This window comes from Vogesella sp. LIG4 (genome assembly GCF_900090205.1).
GTDB lineage: Bacteria > Pseudomonadota > Gammaproteobacteria > Burkholderiales > Chromobacteriaceae > Vogesella.
The window spans coordinates 3936879-3957297 of sequence record NZ_LT607802.1; the positions used below are offsets into that span (position 1 = coordinate 3936879).

The 20419-nt window shown below is 64.9% G+C and carries 15 protein-coding genes (1 of these 15 running past the window's edge); 10 read left to right on the top strand and 5 right to left on the bottom strand.

Features of this window, described 5'->3' with window-relative positions; genetic code table 11:
* A protein-coding gene (nadB, locus tag PSELUDRAFT_RS18170; RefSeq protein ID WP_088968155.1) for an L-aspartate oxidase crosses the window boundary here: on the top strand, window positions 1-104 show its final stretch. 1480 nt of this gene lie to the left of the window's left edge; only the last 104 of its 1584 coding nucleotides appear in the window; its start codon lies off the left edge, out of view; it ends in the stop codon at window positions 102-104.
* Between the two features lie 228 nt (window positions 105-332).
* Here nadB and PSELUDRAFT_RS18175 read toward each other — a convergent pair whose 3' ends face one another.
* On the bottom strand, window positions 333-2621 hold the full coding sequence (locus PSELUDRAFT_RS18175) for a PAS domain S-box protein (protein ID WP_088968156.1): 2289 nt from the start codon (window positions 2619-2621) through the stop codon (window positions 333-335).
* Between the two features lie 209 nt (window positions 2622-2830).
* Between PSELUDRAFT_RS18175 and PSELUDRAFT_RS18180 the strand changes: the two genes are divergently transcribed.
* The 9 genes from PSELUDRAFT_RS18180 (at window position 2831) to PSELUDRAFT_RS18220 (ending at window position 16396) form a co-directional block, all read left to right on the top strand.
* On the top strand, window positions 2831-3832 hold the full coding sequence (locus tag PSELUDRAFT_RS18180; protein ID WP_088968157.1) for a TRAP transporter substrate-binding protein: 1002 nt from the start codon (window positions 2831-2833) through the stop codon (window positions 3830-3832).
* A gap of 182 nt (window positions 3833-4014) precedes the next feature.
* Window positions 4015-4605 carry a TRAP transporter small permease gene (locus PSELUDRAFT_RS18185; RefSeq protein ID WP_088968158.1) on the top strand — a complete coding sequence of 197 codons (591 nt, stop codon included), beginning with the start codon at window positions 4015-4017 and terminating at the stop codon, window positions 4603-4605.
* Window positions 4605-5930, top strand: coding sequence for a TRAP transporter large permease (locus PSELUDRAFT_RS18190; protein WP_088968159.1), 1326 nt, complete (start codon window positions 4605-4607; stop codon window positions 5928-5930). Before PSELUDRAFT_RS18185 ends, PSELUDRAFT_RS18190 begins: the two co-directional genes overlap by 1 nt.
* A gap of 244 nt (window positions 5931-6174) precedes the next feature.
* Window positions 6175-8448 carry an NADP-dependent malic enzyme gene (locus PSELUDRAFT_RS18195; RefSeq protein ID WP_088968160.1) on the top strand — a complete coding sequence of 758 codons (2274 nt, stop codon included), beginning with the start codon at window positions 6175-6177 and terminating at the stop codon, window positions 8446-8448.
* Window positions 8449-8713: 265 nt separating this feature from the next.
* A complete protein-coding gene (locus PSELUDRAFT_RS18200) occupies window positions 8714-8959 on the top strand; it encodes a PhaM family polyhydroxyalkanoate granule multifunctional regulatory protein (RefSeq protein WP_088968161.1) in 246 nt (81 codons plus the stop codon).
* A gap of 225 nt (window positions 8960-9184) precedes the next feature.
* Entirely contained in the window at window positions 9185-12634 is a 3450-nt protein-coding gene (gene dnaE, locus PSELUDRAFT_RS18205; RefSeq protein WP_088968162.1) for a DNA polymerase III subunit alpha, read from the top strand.
* A 136-nt stretch (window positions 12635-12770) separates the two neighbouring features.
* Entirely contained in the window at window positions 12771-13382 is a 612-nt protein-coding gene (locus PSELUDRAFT_RS18210) for a LysE family translocator (protein WP_088968163.1), read from the top strand.
* A 23-nt stretch (window positions 13383-13405) separates the two neighbouring features.
* Window positions 13406-14632, top strand: coding sequence for an anion transporter (locus tag PSELUDRAFT_RS18215; RefSeq protein ID WP_088968164.1), 1227 nt, complete (start codon window positions 13406-13408; stop codon window positions 14630-14632).
* Between the two features lie 93 nt (window positions 14633-14725).
* Window positions 14726-16396 carry a SulP family inorganic anion transporter gene (locus PSELUDRAFT_RS18220; protein ID WP_088968165.1) on the top strand — a complete coding sequence of 557 codons (1671 nt, stop codon included), beginning with the start codon at window positions 14726-14728 and terminating at the stop codon, window positions 16394-16396.
* 97 nt (window positions 16397-16493) lie between these two features.
* On the opposite strand, the gene accD is transcribed toward PSELUDRAFT_RS18220, so the two are convergent.
* From accD to PSELUDRAFT_RS18240, 4 genes are all read right to left on the bottom strand, one after another.
* Complete coding sequence (gene accD / locus PSELUDRAFT_RS18225) at window positions 16494-17366, bottom strand: acetyl-CoA carboxylase, carboxyltransferase subunit beta (protein ID WP_088968166.1); 873 nt, start codon at window positions 17364-17366, stop codon at window positions 16494-16496.
* 166 nt (window positions 17367-17532) lie between these two features.
* Window positions 17533-18327: a tryptophan synthase subunit alpha gene (gene trpA, locus PSELUDRAFT_RS18230; RefSeq protein WP_088968167.1), complete on the bottom strand. Its 795-nt coding sequence runs from the start codon at window positions 18325-18327 to the stop codon at window positions 17533-17535.
* A gap of 87 nt (window positions 18328-18414) precedes the next feature.
* The gene (gene trpB / locus PSELUDRAFT_RS18235) at window positions 18415-19617 is read right to left on the bottom strand and encodes a tryptophan synthase subunit beta (RefSeq protein ID WP_088968168.1); all 1203 of its coding nucleotides are present in this window, start codon (window positions 19615-19617) and stop codon (window positions 18415-18417) included.
* Window positions 19618-19771: 154 nt separating this feature from the next.
* Window positions 19772-20419, bottom strand: coding sequence for a phosphoribosylanthranilate isomerase (locus tag PSELUDRAFT_RS18240; RefSeq protein WP_088968169.1), 648 nt, complete (start codon window positions 20417-20419; stop codon window positions 19772-19774).

Sequence of the window (20419 nt, forward strand, 5' to 3'; positions counted from 1 at the left end):
GCTCCGCGCTGCTGCGCAAGGAAAGCCGTGGCCTGCACTACAGCCGCGACTACCCGGACACGCTGCCGGAGGCGCAGGAAACCATTCTGACGCCGCAGCAGTAAGCGTCGTGCAGCAGTAAAAAGGTTGGCCGCATGCGGCCAACCTTCAGGCTGCTGACCTGGCACTTTGTTTAAGCGCTACCGGACCCGGCACAGCCGGGCCGCTCCAGCCAAGTGCCAACACCGGCAGCCTTTCCGTTTTCACCATCAAGCCCTTTCGCTACGCGCCAGGGCTTGATGACAATCTCCAAGGTTGGCCGCATGCGGCCAACCTTTTTTGCTATCTACCCCCTACTCGCCCTGATATAGCGGCAGGGTGAACCAGAAGGCGCAGCCGCCGGTCAGCGGTGCGCTGACGCCGAACTCACCGCGGTGGTGTTCGACGATGGAACGGCAGATGTTGAGGCCGATACCCATGCCCTGCGGCTTGGTGGAGTAGAACGGCGTGAACAGGTTGCCGCGAATCTCCTCGCTGAGCCCCGGGCCATTGTCCACCACCTCCACGCGCCAGAACTGCGCGCCGACGGCGCTTTTCAGCCGTACCGTTGGCCGCAGGCTATCCGCCTCGCGCATCGCCTCGATGGCGTTCTTGATCAGGTTGAGCAGCACCTGCTCGATCAGCACCGGGTCCATCTCCACCCGCTGCCCTGCCGGCCCCGGCTCCAGCAGCAGCGGCATGCCGTACTTGTCGGCCATCGGCTGCGCCAGCGCCACCGCCCGGCGCAGCGCCAGATCCGGGTCGCACAGCTCCAGCTGCGGTGCATGTTTCTTAACAAAGGCGCGGATGCTGTTGACGATCTGCCCCGCCCTGCGCGCCTGGTCGGCGATGGCCTGCACCGCCTCGCCCACGCCGTTGTTCTGCGCCGCATCGCTGGGCAGCTTGCGCGCCAGGCCGGCAGCGTAGGTGGAAATGGCGGTGAGCGGCTGGCCCAGCTCGTGCGCCAGCGAAGAGGCCATCTCGCCCATGGCGATCAGCCGCGAGGTGGTCTGGAAGCGCTCCTCCTGCGCCCGTTCGCGCGAAGCACGGGCGCGCGATTCGCTGACATCCACCAGCATGCACAGCCAGGCCGGTTCGCCATCCACCCAGTCGATGGCGCGGTACTGCAGCTGGTACCAGCTGCGGCCGCGATCCGGCGAGAACTCCAGGTTGGCCGCCATCTGATCCAGCCCGCGCGCCATGCCCGGCAGCAGCGGGCAGTACGGCCCTTCGGCATCGAAGCCACCCCAGCCGCCGGCAAACGCCGGGTTGGCATACAGCAGCAGCCGGCTATCGCCGTCCACCACGCACAGGCCGCTGTCGAGACCATTGAGCACAGTGAGGAAGCGCTGGTGCGAGGCGTTCAGCGCCAGGCGTTTTTTCTTCAGCTCGGTAATGTCGTACATCGACGCCACCCAGCCCTCCTGCCGCTCGCCCTGCAGCAGCGGCGCCGCGTACAGCCGCACCTCGACGCGCTCGCCGTCGCGGCGGCGGAACGGCAACTCGAAGCCGTGTGCCGGCAGCTCGCCGGCCAGCATGGCGCGCATGGCGGCCATCAGCAGTGTGTGATCTTCCTCCGCCCAGAAGCTGTATGGCAGCCGCTGACCCACCAGTTCCTCCACCGTCAGGCCGGTCAGCTCGCACATGGCACGGTTGACGCGCAGGATGGCGCCGTCGCGGTCGAAGGCGATCAGCCCGCTTTTCATGCTGTCCTCCACCGCGCGGCGTATCGACATTTCGCGCTGCAGCGCCTGTTCCACACTGGCGCGCTGGCGCACATGGCGGCGGATGCGCCACAGCAGGAACAGCAGCGCGATGACCAGCACGACAATCAGCGCGCTGAGCACCGGCAGCGTGAGGCCGATGCCGGTGCGGTAGCTGATGCCGCGCAGCATCACGCCGAAGCCCGGCGGGTCGAAGCTGATCTGGTGCGACTGGGTGCCAAGCGGCGGCGCCTGCTCGAACTTGCTGGCCAGCAGGTGCCCGCCCAGGTCCACCAGGCTGATGTGGTACTTGGAGGCGATCCACCACGGCACCTGCTGCTGCAGCAGGCCGCTCATGCTGTACACCAGCCGCACGCCACCCACGAAGCGGCCATCGATCAGCACCGGCGCCACCAGGTCGAAGCGGTAGTGGTTATCCGGCCCGAGATAAGGTTGGCCGTAAGCGGTGCGGCCGAGTTTTTCCGCCCGCCACATGGCATCGGTACCGACCGCATCCAGCTGATGCGGCGGCCGGCCCAGGCTGTCCAGCTTCACCAGGCCGCCGCGCTCCACCCACTGCGCCACCACGATCTCGCGGTTCTCGCGCTCCAGCAGCCGCGCCGACGCCAGGAAGCGCTGCCCCTGCACGGCAGAAGCCGGCGGCAGGCCGTCGCTCATGCTGTCCAGCCAGCGCTGATGTTCCTCCATGTGCAAGCGCAGGCTCTGGTCCAGCCACAGCAGCTCCTGGATCAGGCTGTCGCGCTGCTCGTCCTGCCAGTCCCTGTAGACCACCAGGAACAGCCAGGACAGCGCGGCCAGCAGGCCTACCAGGATCAGCGCCGCCCCCAGCCATAGCCGGCGCGGCGATGAGGGGTGCGACAGGGAGTCTTTCTGCAACATGGCCAGGCTCGTGACGGTTGGGCGAATGACAGTGGCGCAGCCCCTTGCGGCCAACCATTGGGGAATTCCCTGATGCCGAATTCCCCAATGGTTGCCGCGCCGAACTGCTTCTAGTGTTGAGCATGTGACGTGAACACCTTGCCTGCAAGGTTAGCTCACTCGGAAACCACAAGACACAACACAACATGTGACCACAGGAGAGTAGACACATGAAACTCAAGCATGCCGCCCTGATCGCCAGCCTGGCCCTGGCCGTACCCGGTATCGCCAACGCCGCCGACATCGTGATCAAGTTCAGCCACGTGGTGGCACCGGACACCCCGAAAGGCAAGGCCGCCGAATACTTCAAGAAGCTGGCCGAGCAGCGCACCAAGGGCCGCGTGCAGGTACAGGTGTACCCGAACAGCCAGCTGTACAAGGACAAGGAAGAACTGGAAGCGCTGCAACTGGGCGCAGTACAGATGCTGGCCCCCAGCCTGGCCAAGTTCGGCCCGCTGGGCGTGAAGGAATTCGAAGCCTTCGACCTGCCCTACCTGTTCGACAACTACGACGAAGTGCACAAGGTTACCCTGGGCCCGATCGGCAAACAGCTGTTCAGCAAGCTGGAAACCAAGGGCATCAAGGGCCTGGGCTACTGGGACAACGGCTTCAAGAACTTCTCCTCCAACAAGCCGATTCACACCCCGGCCGACCTGAAAGGCGTGAAGATCCGCATCCAGTCCTCCAAGGTGCTGGATGAGGAAATGCGCGTAGTAGGCGCCCTGCCGCAAGTAATGGCGTTCTCCGAGGTGTACCAGGCGCTGCAGACCGGCGTGGTGGATGGCACCGAGCTGGAGCCGTCCAACCTGTACACCAGCAAGGCCTACGAAGTGCAGAAGCACCTGACCCTGACCGGCCACGGCTACCTGGGTTACGCGGTCGTGGTGAACAAGAAGTTCTGGGACGGCCTGCCGGCCGACATCCGCACCACGCTGGAAGGCGCCATGGCGGATACCACCAAGTACGAGATCCAGCTGGCGCAACAGGACAGCGAAAAGGCACTGGCCGCCATCAAGGCTTCCGGCAAGACCCAGATCTACACCCCCACCCCGGCCGAGAAAGCCGCCTTCCAGAAAGTGTTCAAGCAAGTGCACGAGAAGATGGCCGACCGCGTGGGCCTGGCCCTGCTCAAGCAGGTTGAACAGACCACCGGCTACAGCGCCCCGAAATAAGCCCGTGTTCACGATCTAGCGCCCGCGCAACAAGGCGAAACCGGCACAGGAAGCGCATTCCGCAGCCGGTTTCAACGCCGCATCGCGCGACGCGCAACAGATCGTGGGCCGGCGCCGAGCCGATGACAAGCGAGCGCCCCCGCTACAGGGCGGCGCTCTTTTTGTTCAACCAGGAGACTTTCATGCTCAAGATCCTCGACCACCTTGAGGAATGGATCATTGCCCTGCTGATGGGCGTGGCAACGCTGGTCACCTTTGCCGCCGTACTGCACCGCTACGGCTCCGGCATCCCGTCGCTGCAGCCGCTGCTGGAACACATCCAGATGAGCTGGGCACAGGAGCTGACCATTTACCTGTTCGTATGGATGGCCAAGTTCGGCGCCGCCTATGGCGTGCGCACCGGCATCCACGTGGGTGTAGACGTGCTGATCAACCGCCTGTCCGACCGCAACCGTGCCAAGTTCATCATCTTCGGCCTGCTGGCCGGTGCGCTGTTCACCGGCGTGGTGGGCACGCTGGGCGCCAACTTCGTGTGGGAAATCGCCCACACCGACCAGACTTCGCCCGACCTGGAAGCACCGATGTGGCTGGTCTACCTCGCCATTCCCTGCGGCTCCTACCTGATGTGCTTCCGCTTCCTGCAGGTTGCCTGGCGCTTCGTGCGTACCGGCGAGCTGCCCAAGCACGAGCACGGCCAGGTGGAAGGCATCGAGGGCGACGAAGCGCTCGACAACCTGCATCCGCATGACATCTCGCACGGAGGCAAGCACTGATGACCACCTTGATCATTTTCGGGCTGTTGCTGGCCCTGATGCTCACCGGCATGCCCATTTCCATTTCGCTGGGCCTGACGGTACTCACCTTCCTGTTCACCATGACCCAGGTGCCGATCGAATCGGTGGCACTGAAGCTGTTCACCGGTATCGAGAAGTTCGAAATCATGGCGATTCCGTTCTTCATCCTGGCCGGTAACTTCCTGATGCACGGCGGTGTGGCCAGGCGCATGATCCGCTTCGCCACCACCCTGGTGGGCCACTGGTATGGCGGCCTGGGCCTGGCCGGCGTGGTGTCCTGCGCACTGTTTGCCGCCATTACCGGCTCCTCCGTCGCCACCGTGGTGGCGGTGGGTTCCATCATCCTGCCGGCCATGGTCAAGCAGGGTTACCCGCAGCGCTTCGGCGCCGGCGTGATCACCACCTCCGGCGCGCTGGGCATCCTGTTCCCGCCGTCCATCAACCTGGTGATGTACTCCATCGCCACCGCCGGCATGGAAGTCACCGGGCCGACCGGCGCACCGGTCAGCACCGCCTCGGTAGGCCAGCTGTTCATGGCCGGCGTGCTGCCGGGCCTGTGCCTGTCGGTGCTGCTGGGCCTCACCACCTGGTTCCGCGCCAAGAAGGCCGACTACCCGCGCCTGCCGCGCGCCAGCTGGGGCGAGCGCTTCCAGGCATTCCGTGAATGCGTATGGGGCCTGTTGCTGATCGTGCTGGTGATTGGCGGCATCTACAGCGGCATTTTCACCCCCACCGAAGCCGCCGCCGTGGCCGCGGTGTACGCCTTCGTCATCGCCGTGTTCGTGTACAAGGACATGGGGCTGAAGGATGTGCCGCGCGTGCTGATCAACGCCGCCTCGATGAGCTCGATGCTGCTATACATCATCACCAACGCGGTGCTGTTCTCCTTCCTGATGGCTTCGGAGCAGATTCCGCAGGCCATGGCGGCCTGGATGACCAGCCAGGGCATGGGCGTGGTGGCCTTCCTGCTGGTAACCAACGTGCTGCTGCTGGCTGCCGGCAACTTCATGGACCCGTCCGCCATCGTGCTGATCATGGCGCCCATCCTGTACCCGGTGGCGGTGAAACTGGGCGTGAACCCGGTGCACTTCGGCATCCTGATCGCCGTGAACATGGAAGTAGGCATGTGCCACCCGCCGGTGGGCCTCAACCTGTACGTGGCGTCCGGCATCACCAAGATGGGCATCACCGAGCTTACCGTGGCGGTATGGCCATGGCTGCTCACCATGCTGGCCTTCCTGATCATGGTGACCTATATGCCATCGATCTCGCTGTGGCTGCCGCGTGCGCTGGGCATGATGTAAGCACGTTGGCCGCAAGGCAAAACCGCGGCGAAAGTTTCGCCGCGGTTCAGGCAGCAAAGGCAGCCTTGCCGTTTACACCGCCAGGCCCTCGCGCCATGCGCAAGGGCTTGGCGACAACCTCAAACCACGGCGAATGTTTCGCCGCGGTTTTTTGTCAGACACGGACATAGCCCAATACTAGGGTTGGCCCTTATAATGGCTGCCCTCTCCACACCCTCTGCACAAAAAATCAGGAGCCAACAGAATGGACGAGCAACTGCGCCAAGCCGCACTCGAGTTCCACCAGTTCCCGCAGCCGGGCAAGATCCAGGTCGCCCCAACCAAGCCGCTGGCCACCCAGCGCGACCTGGCACTTGCCTACTCGCCGGGCGTAGCCGCTCCTTGCGATGCTATCGTGGAAGACCCGCTTAACGCCTACAAATACACCGCCCGCGGCAACCTGGTTGCCGTGGTGACCAACGGTACCGCGGTACTGGGTCTGGGCAACATCGGCCCGCTGGCCGGCAAGCCGGTGATGGAAGGCAAGGGCGTACTGTTCAAGAAATTCGCCGGCGTCGACGTGTTCGACATCGAGCTGAACGAGAACGACCCGGACAAGCTGGTAGACATCATCTGCTCGATGGAGCCGACCTTCGGCGGCATCAACCTGGAAGACATCAAGGCGCCGGAATGCTTCTACATCGAGAAGAAATGCCGCGAACGCATGAACATTCCGGTATTCCACGATGACCAGCACGGCACCGCCATCGTGGCCGCCGCCGCGGTACTGAACTCGCTGCGCCTGGTGAACAAGGAAATCGGCAGCGTGCGCGTGGTGGCCTCCGGCGCCGGCGCCGCCGCCATCGCCTGCCTGGAGCTGCTGGTAGCACTGGGTGTAAAGCGCGAGAACATCACCGTCTGCGACTCCAAGGGTGTGATCTACCAGGATCGCGACGACAAGATGGACGAATCGAAGAAACGCTTCGCCATCCCGGACAACGGTCAGCGCAAACTGGCCGACGCCATGGTGGGCGCCGACATCTTCATGGGCCTGTCCGGCCCGAAACTGGTGACCCAGGACATGGTGAAATCCATGGCCGCCTACCCGGTGATTCTGGCCATGGCCAACCCGGAGCCGGAAATCCTGCCGCCGCTGGTGAAGGAAGTACGCCCGGACGCCATCATCGGTACCGGCCGTTCCGACTTCCCGAACCAGGTGAACAACGTACTGTGCTTCCCCTTCATCTTCCGTGGTGCGCTGGACGTGGGCGCCACCACCATCAACGAAGAGATGAAGCTGGCCACCGTGCGTGCCATCGCCGACCTGGCCATGGCCGAGCAGAACGACGTAGTGGCCACCGCCTACGGTGACCAGGAACTGTCCTTCGGCCCGGAATACGTGATTCCGAAGCCGTTCGACCCGCGCCTGATCGTGAAGATCGCCCCGGCCGTGGCCAAGGCCGCCATGGATTCCGGCGTGGCTACCCGCCCGATCAAGGACTTCGACGCCTACATCGACCAGCTGACCCAGTTCGTCTACAAGACCAACCTGTTCATGAAGCCGGTGTTCTCCCAGGCCCGCAAGGCGCTCAAGCGCGTGGTGATGGCCGAAGGCGAAGACGAGCGCGTGCTGCACGCCACCCAGGAAATCGTTTCCCAGGGTCTGGCTCACCCGATCCTGATCGGCCGCCCGAGCGTGATCGAGAAGCGCCTGAAGAAGCTGGGCCTGAAGCTGGAAGCCGGCAAGGATTTCGAACTGGTGAACAACGAATCCGACCCGCGCTACGCCGAGTACTGGAAGGATTACTACCAGCTGATGAAGCGCAAGGGCGTATCGCAGGAACAGGCTCGCCGCCGCGTGATCGGCAACACCACCCTGATCGGTGCGCTGATGGTGCGCCGCGGTGAGGCCGATGCCATGATCTGCGGCACCTACGGCCCGTACCGCCAGCACTTCGACATCATCGAGAACGTGATCGGCTACGCCCGCGAAGATAAAGTGGCCGCCGCGATGAACGCGCTGATCCTGCCGACCGGCAACATCTTCATCGCCGACACCTACGTGAACCCGACTCCGGACGCGGAACAGCTGGCCGCCATCACCGAGATGGCTGCCGAATCGATCCGCCGCTTCGGCATTCAGCCCAAGGTTGCGCTGCTGTCCAACTCCAGCTTCGGTACCTGGAATTCGGATGGCGCCTGCAAGATGCGCGACGCGCTGGCCCTGGTGCAGGAAGCCCACCCGGAACTGGAAATCGACGGTGAAATGCAGGGCGACGCCGCGCTGGTGGAAAGCATCCGCCAGCAGGCCATGCCGGACAGCACCCTGAAAGGTGCGGCCAACCTGCTGGTAATGCCGAACGTGGAAGCCGCCAACATCAGCTACAACCTGCTGCGCGTTTCCGCTTCCGACGGCGTGACCATCGGCCCGATCCTGATGGGTATGGCCAAGCCGGTGCACATCCTCACCCCGATCTCCTCGGTACGCCGCATCATCAACATGGTGGCGCTGGCCGCCGTGGATGCCGCCTGCAACTAAGCCGGCAACAGTCATCGACACAACGGGCACCTTCGGGTGCCCGTTTTTGTTGGCACCGCAGGTGATACCTTAGGGCGCCTCGAAAGACCCGGATCTTTAAGCGAGACAAGGCGCGAATGAAAAACGCCGACGCCGCATATGTTTGATATGTAAGGAGGAGTTTTTTGTGAGCAACGCAGTATCGCAACGAAAGCTGGAGTTTTTCGAGGTGCCCGCTAAGATGAGGCCAGCATGCCGGCTCATCCCGGCGCCACCGGAGAATCCCATGAGCACCGACTTCAACCCCGCCGATCCGTTTGCCATGTTCCGCCAGCTGCTGCAATCCGCCACCCCGCCCGGCGCCCAGCCCTTCCTGCCGCCGATGACGGAAGAAGAAGTGGACCGCAAGATCGCCGAACTCAAGGTGGTGGAAACCTGGCTCACCATGAACCTGGGCATGCTGGCCATGCAGATCAAGACCCTGGAAATGCAAAGGGCGGCGCTGGCGGCGCTGCGACCGAAAGAAAAATAAGCCCCCCGCAAGCTTGGCCGCAACGCCTGCCGTAGGGCGGGTTGGCCGCAGGCCATACCCGCGCGGTATCGCACCGTTCACGCGGGTATGAACCGTTGGTTCAACCCGCCCTACACCCTGCAACCAAAAGAAAAACAAGCCCCGCCGCAAGCTTGGCCGCATGCGGCCAACCCCGGCCGCCAAGCTCGTCATGACGCCCGCGCCCCCGCCCGTTACAATGGCGGGATGAATGCACCCCGCTTTGTCCACCTCCGCCTCCATTCCGAATTTTCCGTCACCGATGGCATCGTCCGCCTGGACGACGCGGTAAAACGCGCCGTCAAGGACGGCATGCCGGCGCTGGGCATGTCGGACCTGATGAACATCTTCGGCATGGTCAAGTTCTACAAGGCCTGCCGCGGCAAGGGCATCAAGCCCATCGTGTCCTGCGACATCTGGGTGGAAGACGCCGAAGACCCGGAAAAGCTCAGCCGCCTGATGCTGGTGGTGAAGAACCGCGCCGGCTACGGCCGGCTGTGCGAGCTGCTGGCCGAGGCCTACACCCACAACCAGCACCGCGGCCGCGCGCAGATCAAGCGCAGCTGGCTGGAAGCCGGTGACAACAGCAACCTGCTGTGCCTGTCCGGCGCCCACCTGGGCGACGTGGGGCTGGCGCTGGCCAACGGCAACCTGGACGAAGCACGCCAGCGCGCCGACTACTGGGCCGGCATGTTCCCCGGCGGCTTCTACCTGGAAGTGCAGCGCGTGGACAACCCGCAGGTGGAAAACGTGGTACAGGCCACACTATGGCTGGCCGGCGAAACCGGCCTGCCGGTGGTGGCCACCCACCCCATCCAGTTCATGGATGCGGACGACTTCAAGGCGCATGAGGCGCGGGTGTGCATTGCCGAAGGCTATACCCTGTCCGACAAGCGCCGGCCGAAGGACTTTGCCGAGTGCCAGTACTTCCTGTCCACCGAGGAGATGCTGGCCCGCTTTGCCGACATTCCCGAGGCGCTGGCCAACTCGGTGGAGATTGCCCGCCGCTGCAACGTCACCGTGCAGCTGGGCAAGAACTACCTGCCGCAATTCCCCACCCCGGACGGCATGTCGCTGGACGACTACCTGGTGCACCTCTCCAAGGAGGGCCTGGAGACGCGGCTGGAAAAACTGTACCCGGACCCGGAACTGCGCGCCGCCGAGCGCCCGCGCTACGACGAGCGCCTGGCCATCGAGTGCAAGACCATCATCGACATGGGCTTCCCCGGCTACTTCCTGATCGTGGCGGACTTCATCAACTGGGCGAAGAACAACGGCTGCCCGGTAGGCCCGGGCCGCGGCTCCGGTGCCGGTTCGCTGGTGGCCTACAGCATCGGCATTACCGACATCGACCCGCTGGCCTACGCGCTGCTGTTCGAACGCTTCCTGAACCCGGAGCGGGTATCCATGCCCGACTTCGACATCGACTTCTGCCAGGACAACCGCTACCGGGTAATCGAATACGTGCGCCAGGCCTACGGCGCCGAGGCGGTGAGCCAGATCGCCACCTTCGGCACCATGGCGGCCAAGGCGGTGGTGCGCGACGTTGGCCGCGTGCTGGACCTGCCCTATATGTTCTGCGACGGCGTCTCCAAGCTGATTCCCGCCGCGCCCGGCAAGCAGTATTCGCTGGACGACGCAGTGGAAATGGAGCCGGTACTGCGCGAGCGGCTGGAGAACGAGGAAGAGCTGCGCGAGATGTGGGCGCTGGCCAAGAAGCTAGAAGGCCTCACCCGCGGCATCGGCATGCACGCCGGCGGCGTGCTGATCGCGCCGGGCAAGATCACCGACTTCTGCCCGGTGTACCAGGCCAGCGGCGACGACGCGGTGCCGGTATCGATGCTGGACAAGGACGACGTGGAACAGGTCGGGCTGGTGAAGTTCGACTTCCTGGGCCTGCGCAACCTGACCATTATCGACCTGGCAGTGCGCTACATCAAAGCGCTGGACCCCTCGTTCACCACCGACATCAACCTGCTGGAATTCACCGACCCGGCCGCCTACAAGGTACTGCAGCAGGCCAACACCACCGGCGTGTTCCAGCTTGAATCGGACGGCATGAAGCGGCTGCTGGAAAAACTCGGCCCCGACCGTTTCGAAGACATCATCGCGGTGCTGGCGCTGTACCGCCCGGGCCCGCTGGGCTCCGGCATGGTGGACGACTTCATTCTCCGTAAAGCCGGCAAGCAGGAGGTGGACTACTTCCACCCCGATCTGCAGGCCTGCCTGGACCCGACCTACGGCGTGATCGTGTATCAGGAACAGGTGATGCAGATCTCGCAGATCATCGGCGGCTACACCCTGGGCGGCGCCGACATGCTGCGCCGCGCGATGGGCAAGAAGAAGCCGGAGGAAATGGCCGAGCACCGCGGCAAGATTGCCGCCGGTGCCAAGGAAAAAGGCTACGACCCGGCACTGGCCGAGATGCTGTTCGACCTGATGGCCAAGTTCGCCGAGTACGGCTTCAACAAGTCGCACACCGCGGCCTACGCGGTGGTGTCGTACCAGACGGCGTGGCTGAAGGCGCACCACACCTCGGCCTTCATGGCCGCCACCATGTCGTCGGAACTGGACAACACCGACCAGCTGAAGGTGTTCTACGACGACAGTATCGATAGCAAGAACGGCCTCAAATTCCTGCCGCCGGACGTGAACGAAAGCTTCTACCGCTTCGTGCCGGTGGACCGCAAACACATCCGCTACGCGCTGGGCGCCATCAAGGGCACCGGCGAGGCGGCGGTGGATCACATCGTGGCGGTGCGCAACGAAAGCGGCAAATTCACCAGCCTGTTCGACTTCTGCTCGCGCACCGACAAGAAACTGGTCAACAAGCGCGTAATCGAGGCGCTGATCCGTGCCGGTGCCTTCGACAGCATCGACCCGCACCGCGCACGGCTGTTCGCCAACGTCGGCCTGGCCATGAGCGCCGCCGAGCAGGAAGCGGCCAACGCCAGTCAGGGCGGGCTGTTCGACATGTTCGGCGAAGACGTGGCGCCCAGCGTGGAAATGGTGGACTGTAAACCATGGACCCCGGCGGTGCAGCTGGCGGAAGAGAAGATCGCCATCGGCTACTACCTGTCCGGCCACCCATTCACCGCCTACGAGAAGGAAGTGCGCGGCTTCATCAAGACGCCGCTGAACCGCATCCAGCCCAAGCGCGAGCCGCAGCTGCTGGCCGGCTTCGTCACCGGCATCCGCACCAAGGTGGGCAGCCGCGGCAAGATGGCCTTCGTACAGCTGGACGATGGCAGCGCCAAGCTGGAAGTGAGCCTGTTCGCCGAAGCGGTGGACGCCAACCGCACCAAGCTGAAGGACGACATCGTGCTGGTGGTGGAAGGCAAGGTGAGCGAGGACAAGTTCTCCGGCGGCCTGCGCATCGTGGCTGACCAGCTGTACGAGCTGGGCGAGGCGCGCAGCCGCTACGCGCGCAGCCTGGCGATCCAGATGAAGGCCAGCCACGACGTGACCTCGCTGCGCAACATCCTCACCCCCTACCGCAGCGAGGAAGCCGGCTGCCCGGTGCGCATCAGCTACCAGAACGACAAGGCCAAGGGCGACCTGATGCTGCCGCCGGAATGGGGCGTGCGGCTGGACGACAGCCTGCTGGTGACGCTGGAAGACTGGCTGGGCGAGCGCACCGTGAAGGTGCTGTGGTAAGCGCCGGCACTATCGACAACGGCAAGCCTCGGCTTGCCGTTTTTGCACTCTCACGGCGGCTTGCGGCCAACCTTGCTGCCTGACCTTGGCCGCAGTTGCCGTTATCATTACCGCCTCCCACCACAGGAACCCTGCCATGCTGTCCTCGCTGCTGCTGTTCAGTGCCACCGCTGCCCTGCTCACCATCACCCCCGGTCTCGATACCGCGCTGGTGCTGCGCACCGCCGTCAACGAAGGCCGCCGTGCCGCGCTGGCTGCCGGCATCGGTATCTGTTGCGGCGTGCTGGCCTGGGGCGTGATCGTGGCCTGCGGGCTGGGTGCGCTGCTGCACACCTCCGCCCTCGCCTACACGCTGCTGCGCGTGATCGGCGCCGGCTGGCTGCTGTGGCTGGGCGTGCAGCTGCTGCGCCGCCGCAGCGAGCCTGCGGCCAACCCTGATGCCACGCGCGAAGCCGGCGGCAACTGGTTCTGGCGCGGCGTGCTGACCAATCTGCTCAACCCCAAGGTGGGGCTGTTCTACCTCACCTTCCTGCCGCAGTTCCTGCAGCCGCAGGACAGCGTGCTGTGGATGAGCCTGACCATGGCGCTGATCCACGCGCTGGAAGGGGTGATCTGGTTCGCGCTGCTCGTCCTGGTGGCGGCCCGCGCCAGCGCCTGGCTGCAGGCACCTGCGGTACGCCGCGGCATGGACCGCCTGCTGGGCGTCGCCTTCATCGGCTTTGGCGCCAAACTGGCGCTGGATCACTAAACCTCCCACTACCCCACCCGAACATGACCGCCACCATCGTCACCATTTTCACCCTGGTCTACCTGGGCATGATCCTGGGCGGCCTGCCCTTGCTGCAGCTGGACCGCACCGGCGTGGCACTGCTGGGCGCCATCGCGCTGATCGGCCTGGACGCCGTGAGCCTGCCGCAGGCGGTAGCCGCCGTTCACCTGCCCACCGTCATCCTGCTGTTCTCCTTCATGGTGGTATCGGCGCAGATGCGGCTGGGCGGCTTCTACGGCTGGGCCACCCGCGGCATGGCCGCGCTGCCGGTATCGCCGCCGCGGCTGCTGGGACTACTGATCGTGATGTCCGGCGCACTGTCGGCGGTGTTCAGCAATGACATCGTCTGCCTGGCGATGGCGCCGGTGCTGGTGCAGGCCTGTTTGCAGCGCCAGCTGAACCCGGTGCCCTTCCTGCTGGGGCTGGCTTGTGCGTCCAATATCGGCTCCGCCGCCACGCTGATCGGCAACCCGCAGAACATCCTGATCGGCCAGACGCTGCAACTGTCGTTTGCCGGCTATCTGCTGCAGGCCATCGTGCCGGTGCTGCTGGGGCTGGCCGCCTGCTGGGCGATCATCGTATGGCAGACCCGTGGCGACTGGGCAAGCACAGCAGCAGCGCCGCCGGCAGCGGAGCTGCGCAGCGACGAGCCGCCGCTGGACCGCTGGCAGAGCGTCAAGGGCCTGGCGGTGGCCGGCGTGCTGCTCGCGCTGTTCCTGTTCTCGCCGCTGCCGCACGAGCAGGTAGCGCTGGCCGGCGCCGGCCTGCTGCTGATGAGCCGCAAGCTGCACTCCGCGCGCATGCTGGGGCTGGTGGACTGGGAGGTGCTGGTGCTGTTCGCCGGGCTGTTCATCGTCAACCACGCGCTGCAGGGTACCGGCCTGCCGGCCGAGGCAGTGAGCTGGCTGGCGGCGCAAGGGGTGCGGCTGAGCGAACCGTGGACGCTGTTCGGCACCACCTTCGTACTGTCCAACATCATCTCCAACGTGCCGGCGGTGATGCTGCTGCTGCCGGTAGCCAGCCATGCACTGGCCGGCAGCATGCTGGCGCTGGTCAGCACCCTGGCCGGCAACCTGCTGATCGTCGGCAGCATCGCCAACATCCTGGTGGTGGATGCCGCCGCCCGCCACGGCGTGCGCATCGACTGGCGCCGCCACGCGCGTACCGGCGTGCCGGTAACGCTGGCCACGCTGCTGATCTGCGCGCTGTATTTCGCTATCCGGCTGTAGCGCCAGGCGGAGGGGGCAGCGGCATATATCCCTTGAATTCATACGGTCTTGTTCAGTAGTCTTCCAGCAGGACAACAGCAACAAGAAGCCGCCATGCCCACCCTGCCCGCCTTCCGCCCGCGCCTGCTCGACAGCCTGCAACACTACAGCCGCGCGCTGTTGCGCCAGGACCTGATGGCCGGCATTACCGTCGGCATCGTGGCGCTGCCGCTGGCCATGGCCTTTGCCATCGCTTCCGGCGTGCCGCCGCAGGCCGGCATCTTCACCGCCGTCATCGCCGGCCTGCTCGCCTCGCTGCTGGGCGGCACCAGGTTGTGCGTCACCGGCCCTACCGGCGCCTTCATCGTCATCATCTACGGCATCGTGGTGAAGTACGGCGTGGCCAACCTGATCATCTGCACCTTCATTGCCGGTGCAATGCTGGTGCTGATGGGACTGCTGCGGCTGGGGCAGGTAATCAAGTTCTTCCCGATGCCGCTGATCACCGGCTTCACCAACGGCATCGCGGTGCTGATCTTCCTTACCCAGCTGAAGGACTTCTTCGGCCTGCCCATCGCGCAGATGCCGGCCGGCTTCTTTGCGGTATTGCATGCGCTGCGCCAGCACATCGCCGACTTCGACCCGCTGACGCTGGCCATCTCCGCCGCCTCGCTGCTGCTGATCCTGCTGTGGCCCAGGCGCCTGAACAGCCGCCTGCCCGGCCCCTTCGTGGCGCTGGTACTGGCCACCCTCACCGTGGGCCTGTTCCACCTGCCGCTGGCCACCATCGGCAGCAAGTTCGGCGGCATTCCGCAGGGGCTGCCGGCCTTCCATGGCCTGACGCTGGACCCGCAGCACCTGTCGGACCTGCTCACCCCGGCCTTCACCATCGCGCTGCTGGGGGCCATCGAATCGCTGCTGTGCGCGGTGGTGGCCGACAGCCTTACCGGCGACAAGCACGACGCCAACCAGGAGCTGATTGCCCAGGGCATCGCCAATATGGTGGTGCCGTTCTTCGGCGGCATCCCCGCCACCGGCGCGGTGGCGCGCACTGCCACCAATATCGGCAACGGCGGCAAGACGCCGGTGGCCGGCATCGTGCACGCGCTGTTGCTGCTGATCATCATCCTGGTGGCCGCGCCACTGGCTGCCTACATTCCGCTGGCGGCGCTGGCGGCAATACTGATCGCGGTGGCGCTGAAAATGGGCGACTGGGATATCCGCAAGGCGGCGCAGTTTCCGCGCCAGGACACAGCCATCCTGATCGTCACTTTCGTGCTGACCGTGGTGTTCGACCTGACCATTGCGGTGGAGATTGGCCTGCTGAGTGCCGCGGTGCTGTTCATCCGCCGCATGGCGGCCAGCACCAGCGTGCAGCAGCTGCGCCCGGAGCACGCCCAGCTGTTCGAGCGGCATTCGATCGCCGGCAAGACGGTGCCGGACGGCTGCGTAGCCTACCGGGTGGAGGGCGCGCTGTTCTTCGGCGCCGCCGATACGCTGGAGCGGCTGGTCAGCCAGCCTTCCAGCGTGCGGGTGGTGATCCTGCAGTTGCACCGGCTGGTGCTGCTGGACACCACCGGCCTGCTGGCGCTGTCCACCCTGCACCAGCGGCTGGCGGAGCAGGACCGCACGCTGATCCTGTGCGGCGCCGGCAACGAGGTCACCAGCATGCTGCGCAACGCGCGGCTGGCACACGAGATGGGCGTGGGCAACATCCAGCCCGACCTCACCACCGCGCTGCGCCGCGCCGAGGAAGTGCTGACCAGCGGCGTGGTATGGGGCTGAGCCATGCGGCCAACGTTGGCCGCATGAGGTGGCCGATCACCTTGCCGCACGCAAAAAAGCCAGTCCGTAGACTGGCTTTTCATATGGCGTCGCCTGATCAGGCGGCTACCGGCGGCTCTTTCTGCAACATTGCCAGCAGGGTGGCAACGCGCTCTTTCAGCTCGCGGCGGTCGACGATCATGTCGATGGCGCCCTTTTCCATCAGGAACTCGGAACGCTGGAAGCCTTCCGGCAGGGTTTCGCGCACGGTCTGCTCGATCACGCGCGGGCCGGCAAAGCCGATCAGCGCGCCCGGCTCGCCGATCACCACGTCGCCAAGGAAGGCGAAGGAGGCGGATACGCCACCCATGGTCGGGTCGGTGAGGATGGAGATGAACGGCAGCTGGAAGTCGGTCAGCAGTTGCAGCGCGGCCGAGGTCTTGGCCATCTGCATCAGCGAGTTCAGGCCTTCCTGCATACGCGCGCCACCGGAGGCGGCCACGCAGATGAAGGGTGCGCGGGCTTCCACCGCGGCTTGTACGCCGCGCACGAAGCGTTCGCCCACCACCGAGCCCATCGAGCCGCCGATGAAGCGGAACTCGAAGGCAGCCACTACCGCCGGCAGGTTGTGGATGCTGCCCTGCATCACCACCAGCGCGTCGTCCTCGCCGGTGCTGCCCTGCGCCGCGGTCAGGCGATCCGGGTAGCGCTTGCTGTCCTTGAACTTGAGAATATCCACCGGCTTGACGTCGGCACCGATCTCGCGGCGGCCTTCCTCATCCAGCAGCATGTCGATGCGCGCGCGCGCGTCGATGGCGTGATGATGGTCACACTTGGGGCAGACCTGCAGGTTGTTTTGGAGGTCGGTGTGATACAGCACCGCCTCGCAGGCCGGGCACTTGCTCCACAGCCCCTCCGGTACCGCCGACGATTTCACGGCGCGGGTTTCGCGCTTGATTTTCGGCGGCAGGAGTTTGTTCAACCAGCTCATGCTGACTCCTTGAATCAAATACTGCGGCCAACCTGGCGTTGGCCGCAGTGCTGCTGGTACGGGTGTCCAGCGTTGTCCTAATCACCTGCCTGCGATCTGCTGCGCGTGGTGAAAACCTTACGCGGTGCGTACGCCTTCGGAATACACGCGAGATCGCAATCAGGTGCTAACGGGTGGCGGCCTTCAGTGTGGCCACCAGACGGGTCAACTGCTCTTTGGCAGTTTCTGGTGTAGCCGCCTCGATTTCCTGTACCAGACGGCTGCCCACCACTACCGCGTCGGCGGTGCCGGCGATAGCACGGGCAGTCTCGGCATCGCGAATGCCGAAACCGACGCCGATCGGTACCTCGATAAATTGTCTGAGGGCGGCAATTTTACGCGCTACGTCGCCAATGTCCAGATTTCCTGCGCCGGTAACGCCTTTTAATGACACATAGTAGACATAACCCCGTGCCTGGCTGGCGATTTCACGCACCCGCGCATCCGGGGTGGTGGGGGCGATCAGGAACACCGGATCCAGCCCTACCGCCTCCAGCGCGGCGGACAGTTCCGCCGCTTCTTCCGGCGGGCAGTCCACGGTCAGCACGCCGTCCACGCCGGCATCGGCGGCCAACTGGGCGAACTGCTGGTAGCCGATGACGTGCACCGGATTCAGGTAGCCCATCAGCACCACCGGGGTGCTCTGGTTGCTCTGGCGGAAGGTTTTCACCATCGCCAGCACGTCGCGCAGGCCTACCTTGTGCACCAGGGCGCGCTCGCTGGCGCGCTGGATCACCGGGCCGTCGGCCATCGGGTCGGAGAACGGGATGCCCAGTTCGATGATGTCGGCGCCGCCGTCCACCAGGCCGTGCATCAGCTCCACGGTCAGGTTCGGGTGCGGGTCACCGGCGGTGATGAAGGGAATCAGTGCTTTTTCGCCGGCGGCCTTGAGGCGGGCAAAGGTGGCAGCAATACGGTTCATGGCAGGTTTCCTTGCTGGGCAGCATCGCCTGCTGCCCGCGTATGAAAAGTGCCAAGGGTTGGCCGCATGCGGCCAACCCTTGGGTGTTTACAGCGTCAGCCCCATCAGGCCGGCAACGGTGTTGATGTCCTTGTCGCCGCGGCCGGACAGCGTCACCAGAATGGCCTTGTCCTTCGCCATGGTGGGCGCCAGCTTCACCGCCTGAGCCAGTGCGTGGCTGGATTCCAGCGCCGGGATGATGCCTTCCAGGCGGCAGCATTCGTGGAAGGCCGCCAGGGCCTCGGTATCGGTTACCGCCACGTACTCGGCGCGGCCGCTATCCTTCAGCCAGGAATGTTCCGGGCCCACGCCTGGGTAATCCAGGCCGGCAGAAATGGAATGGGTCTCGATGACCTGGCCGTTGGCATCCTGCATCAGGTAGCTGCGGGAGCCATGCAGCACGCCGGCCGGCGCATTGGAGGCCAGCGGCGCGGCGTGGCGGCCGGTTTCCAGGCCGTCGCCGGCCGGCTCCACGCCCACCAGGCGCACGCCCGGTACATCGATATACGGGTGGAAGGTGCCGATGGCGTTGGAGCCGCCACCAACACAGGCCATCACCACGTCCGGCTGACGGCCGAGGATTTCCGGCATCTGCACCTTGGCTTCTTCGCCGATCACCGATACGAAGTCGCGCACCAGCATCGGGTACGGGTGCGGGCCGGCGGCGGTGCCGAGGATGTAGAAGGTGGTGTCGATATTGGTTACCCAGTCGCGCATCGCCTCGTTCAGCGCATCCTTCAGCGTCTTGGAGCCGGACTCCACCGGCACCACGGTGGCGCCCAGCAGCTTCATGCGGAATACGTTCGGCGCCTGGCGCTTGATGTCCTCGGCGCCCATGTACACCACGCACTCCATGCCGTAGCGCGCCGCCACGGTGGCGGTGGCCACGCCGTGCTGGCCGGCGCCGGTTTCGGCGATCACGCGTTTCTTGCCCATGCTGCGCGCCAGCAGCGCCTGGCCGATGGCGTTGTTGATCTTGTGCGCGCCGGTGTGGTTGAGGTCTTCACGCTTGAGGAAGATCTGCGCCCCGCCCAGCAGCTCGGACCAGCGCTTGGCGTGGTACACCGGGCTGGGGCGGCCGACGAAGTGCTTCAGCTCGTAGTGGTATTCCTGCCAGAAGGCCGGGTCTGCCTTGGCACGGGCGTACTCGGCTTTCAGCTCGTCCAAGGCAGCCATCAAGGTTTCGGCAACGTAGACGCCACCGTACGGGCCGAAGTGGCCGCGTGCATCGGGGAAGTCGTATTGGCTCATGGCATGCTCCTGATAGTGGGTGTGTGCCGGCTTACACCGGCGGCATTGATGTAAAACCCCGTTTTCGTCGCGATACGGCGTTACTCACGAAAAATCCCTCCTTACATATCAGCCATATGCGGCGTCGGGATTTTTCATTCGCGCCTTGTCTCGCTTAGAAACCGGGCTTTTCCGATCTGTCATTCTGTGCCGCACGTACCGCGGCGATAAAACTGGCCATGCGCTGTGGGCTCTTGATGCCCTTGCCGCTTTCCACGCCGCTGGAAACATCCACCGCGGCGGGGCTGACGCGTGCTACCGCATCGGCCACATTGTATTCGTCCAGTCCGCCGGACAGGATCAAGGGCAGCGGCAGCTGCGGCGGGATCAGCATCCAGTCGAAAGTCTTGCCGGTACCGCCGTGCGCGCCTTCCACGAAGGCGTCGGTCAGCAGGCCGCGGGCATCATGATACTGCGCCGCCAGCGCGGCGAGGTCGGTGCCGGGCTGCACCCGCACCGCTTTCAGATACGGGCGGTGGAAGCTGCGGCAGAATTCCGGGCTTTCCTCGCCGTGGAACTGCAGCACGTCGATGGCGCAGTGCGCCAGCACGCTCTCCACTTCCGCGCGGCTGGCGTTGACGAACAGCGCCACCACGCTGACAAACGGCGGCAGCGCGGCAATGATGGCCTGCGCCTGGGCAATGCTCACGTGGCGCGGGCTCTTGGCGTAGAACACCAGGCCAATGGCGTCGGCGCCAAGGTTGGCCGCAGCCAGTGCGTCTTCCGGGCGGGTGAAACCGCAAATCTTGATACGCGCGCTCAT

Coding starts and splice junctions, on each gene's coding strand:
- PSELUDRAFT_RS18175 (WP_088968156.1), bottom strand. CDS start 2,621: ATGTTGCAGAAAGACTCCCTGTCGCACCCCTCATCGCCGCGCCGGCTA.
- PSELUDRAFT_RS18180 (WP_088968157.1), top strand. CDS start 2,831: ATGAAACTCAAGCATGCCGCCCTGATCGCCAGCCTGGCCCTGGCCGTA.
- PSELUDRAFT_RS18185 (WP_088968158.1), top strand. CDS start 4,015: ATGCTCAAGATCCTCGACCACCTTGAGGAATGGATCATTGCCCTGCTG.
- PSELUDRAFT_RS18190 (WP_088968159.1), top strand. CDS start 4,605: ATGACCACCTTGATCATTTTCGGGCTGTTGCTGGCCCTGATGCTCACC.
- PSELUDRAFT_RS18195 (WP_088968160.1), top strand. CDS start 6,175: ATGGACGAGCAACTGCGCCAAGCCGCACTCGAGTTCCACCAGTTCCCG.
- PSELUDRAFT_RS18200 (WP_088968161.1), top strand. CDS start 8,714: ATGAGCACCGACTTCAACCCCGCCGATCCGTTTGCCATGTTCCGCCAG.
- dnaE (WP_088968162.1), top strand. CDS start 9,185: ATGAATGCACCCCGCTTTGTCCACCTCCGCCTCCATTCCGAATTTTCC.
- PSELUDRAFT_RS18210 (WP_088968163.1), top strand. CDS start 12,771: ATGCTGTCCTCGCTGCTGCTGTTCAGTGCCACCGCTGCCCTGCTCACC.
- PSELUDRAFT_RS18215 (WP_088968164.1), top strand. CDS start 13,406: ATGACCGCCACCATCGTCACCATTTTCACCCTGGTCTACCTGGGCATG.
- PSELUDRAFT_RS18220 (WP_088968165.1), top strand. CDS start 14,726: ATGCCCACCCTGCCCGCCTTCCGCCCGCGCCTGCTCGACAGCCTGCAA.
- accD (WP_088968166.1), bottom strand. CDS start 17,366: ATGAGCTGGTTGAACAAACTCCTGCCGCCGAAAATCAAGCGCGAAACC.
- trpA (WP_088968167.1), bottom strand. CDS start 18,327: ATGAACCGTATTGCTGCCACCTTTGCCCGCCTCAAGGCCGCCGGCGAA.
- trpB (WP_088968168.1), bottom strand. CDS start 19,617: ATGAGCCAATACGACTTCCCCGATGCACGCGGCCACTTCGGCCCGTAC.
- PSELUDRAFT_RS18240 (WP_088968169.1), bottom strand. CDS start 20,419: ATGAGCGCGCGTATCAAGATTTGCGGTTTCACCCGCCCGGAAGACGCA.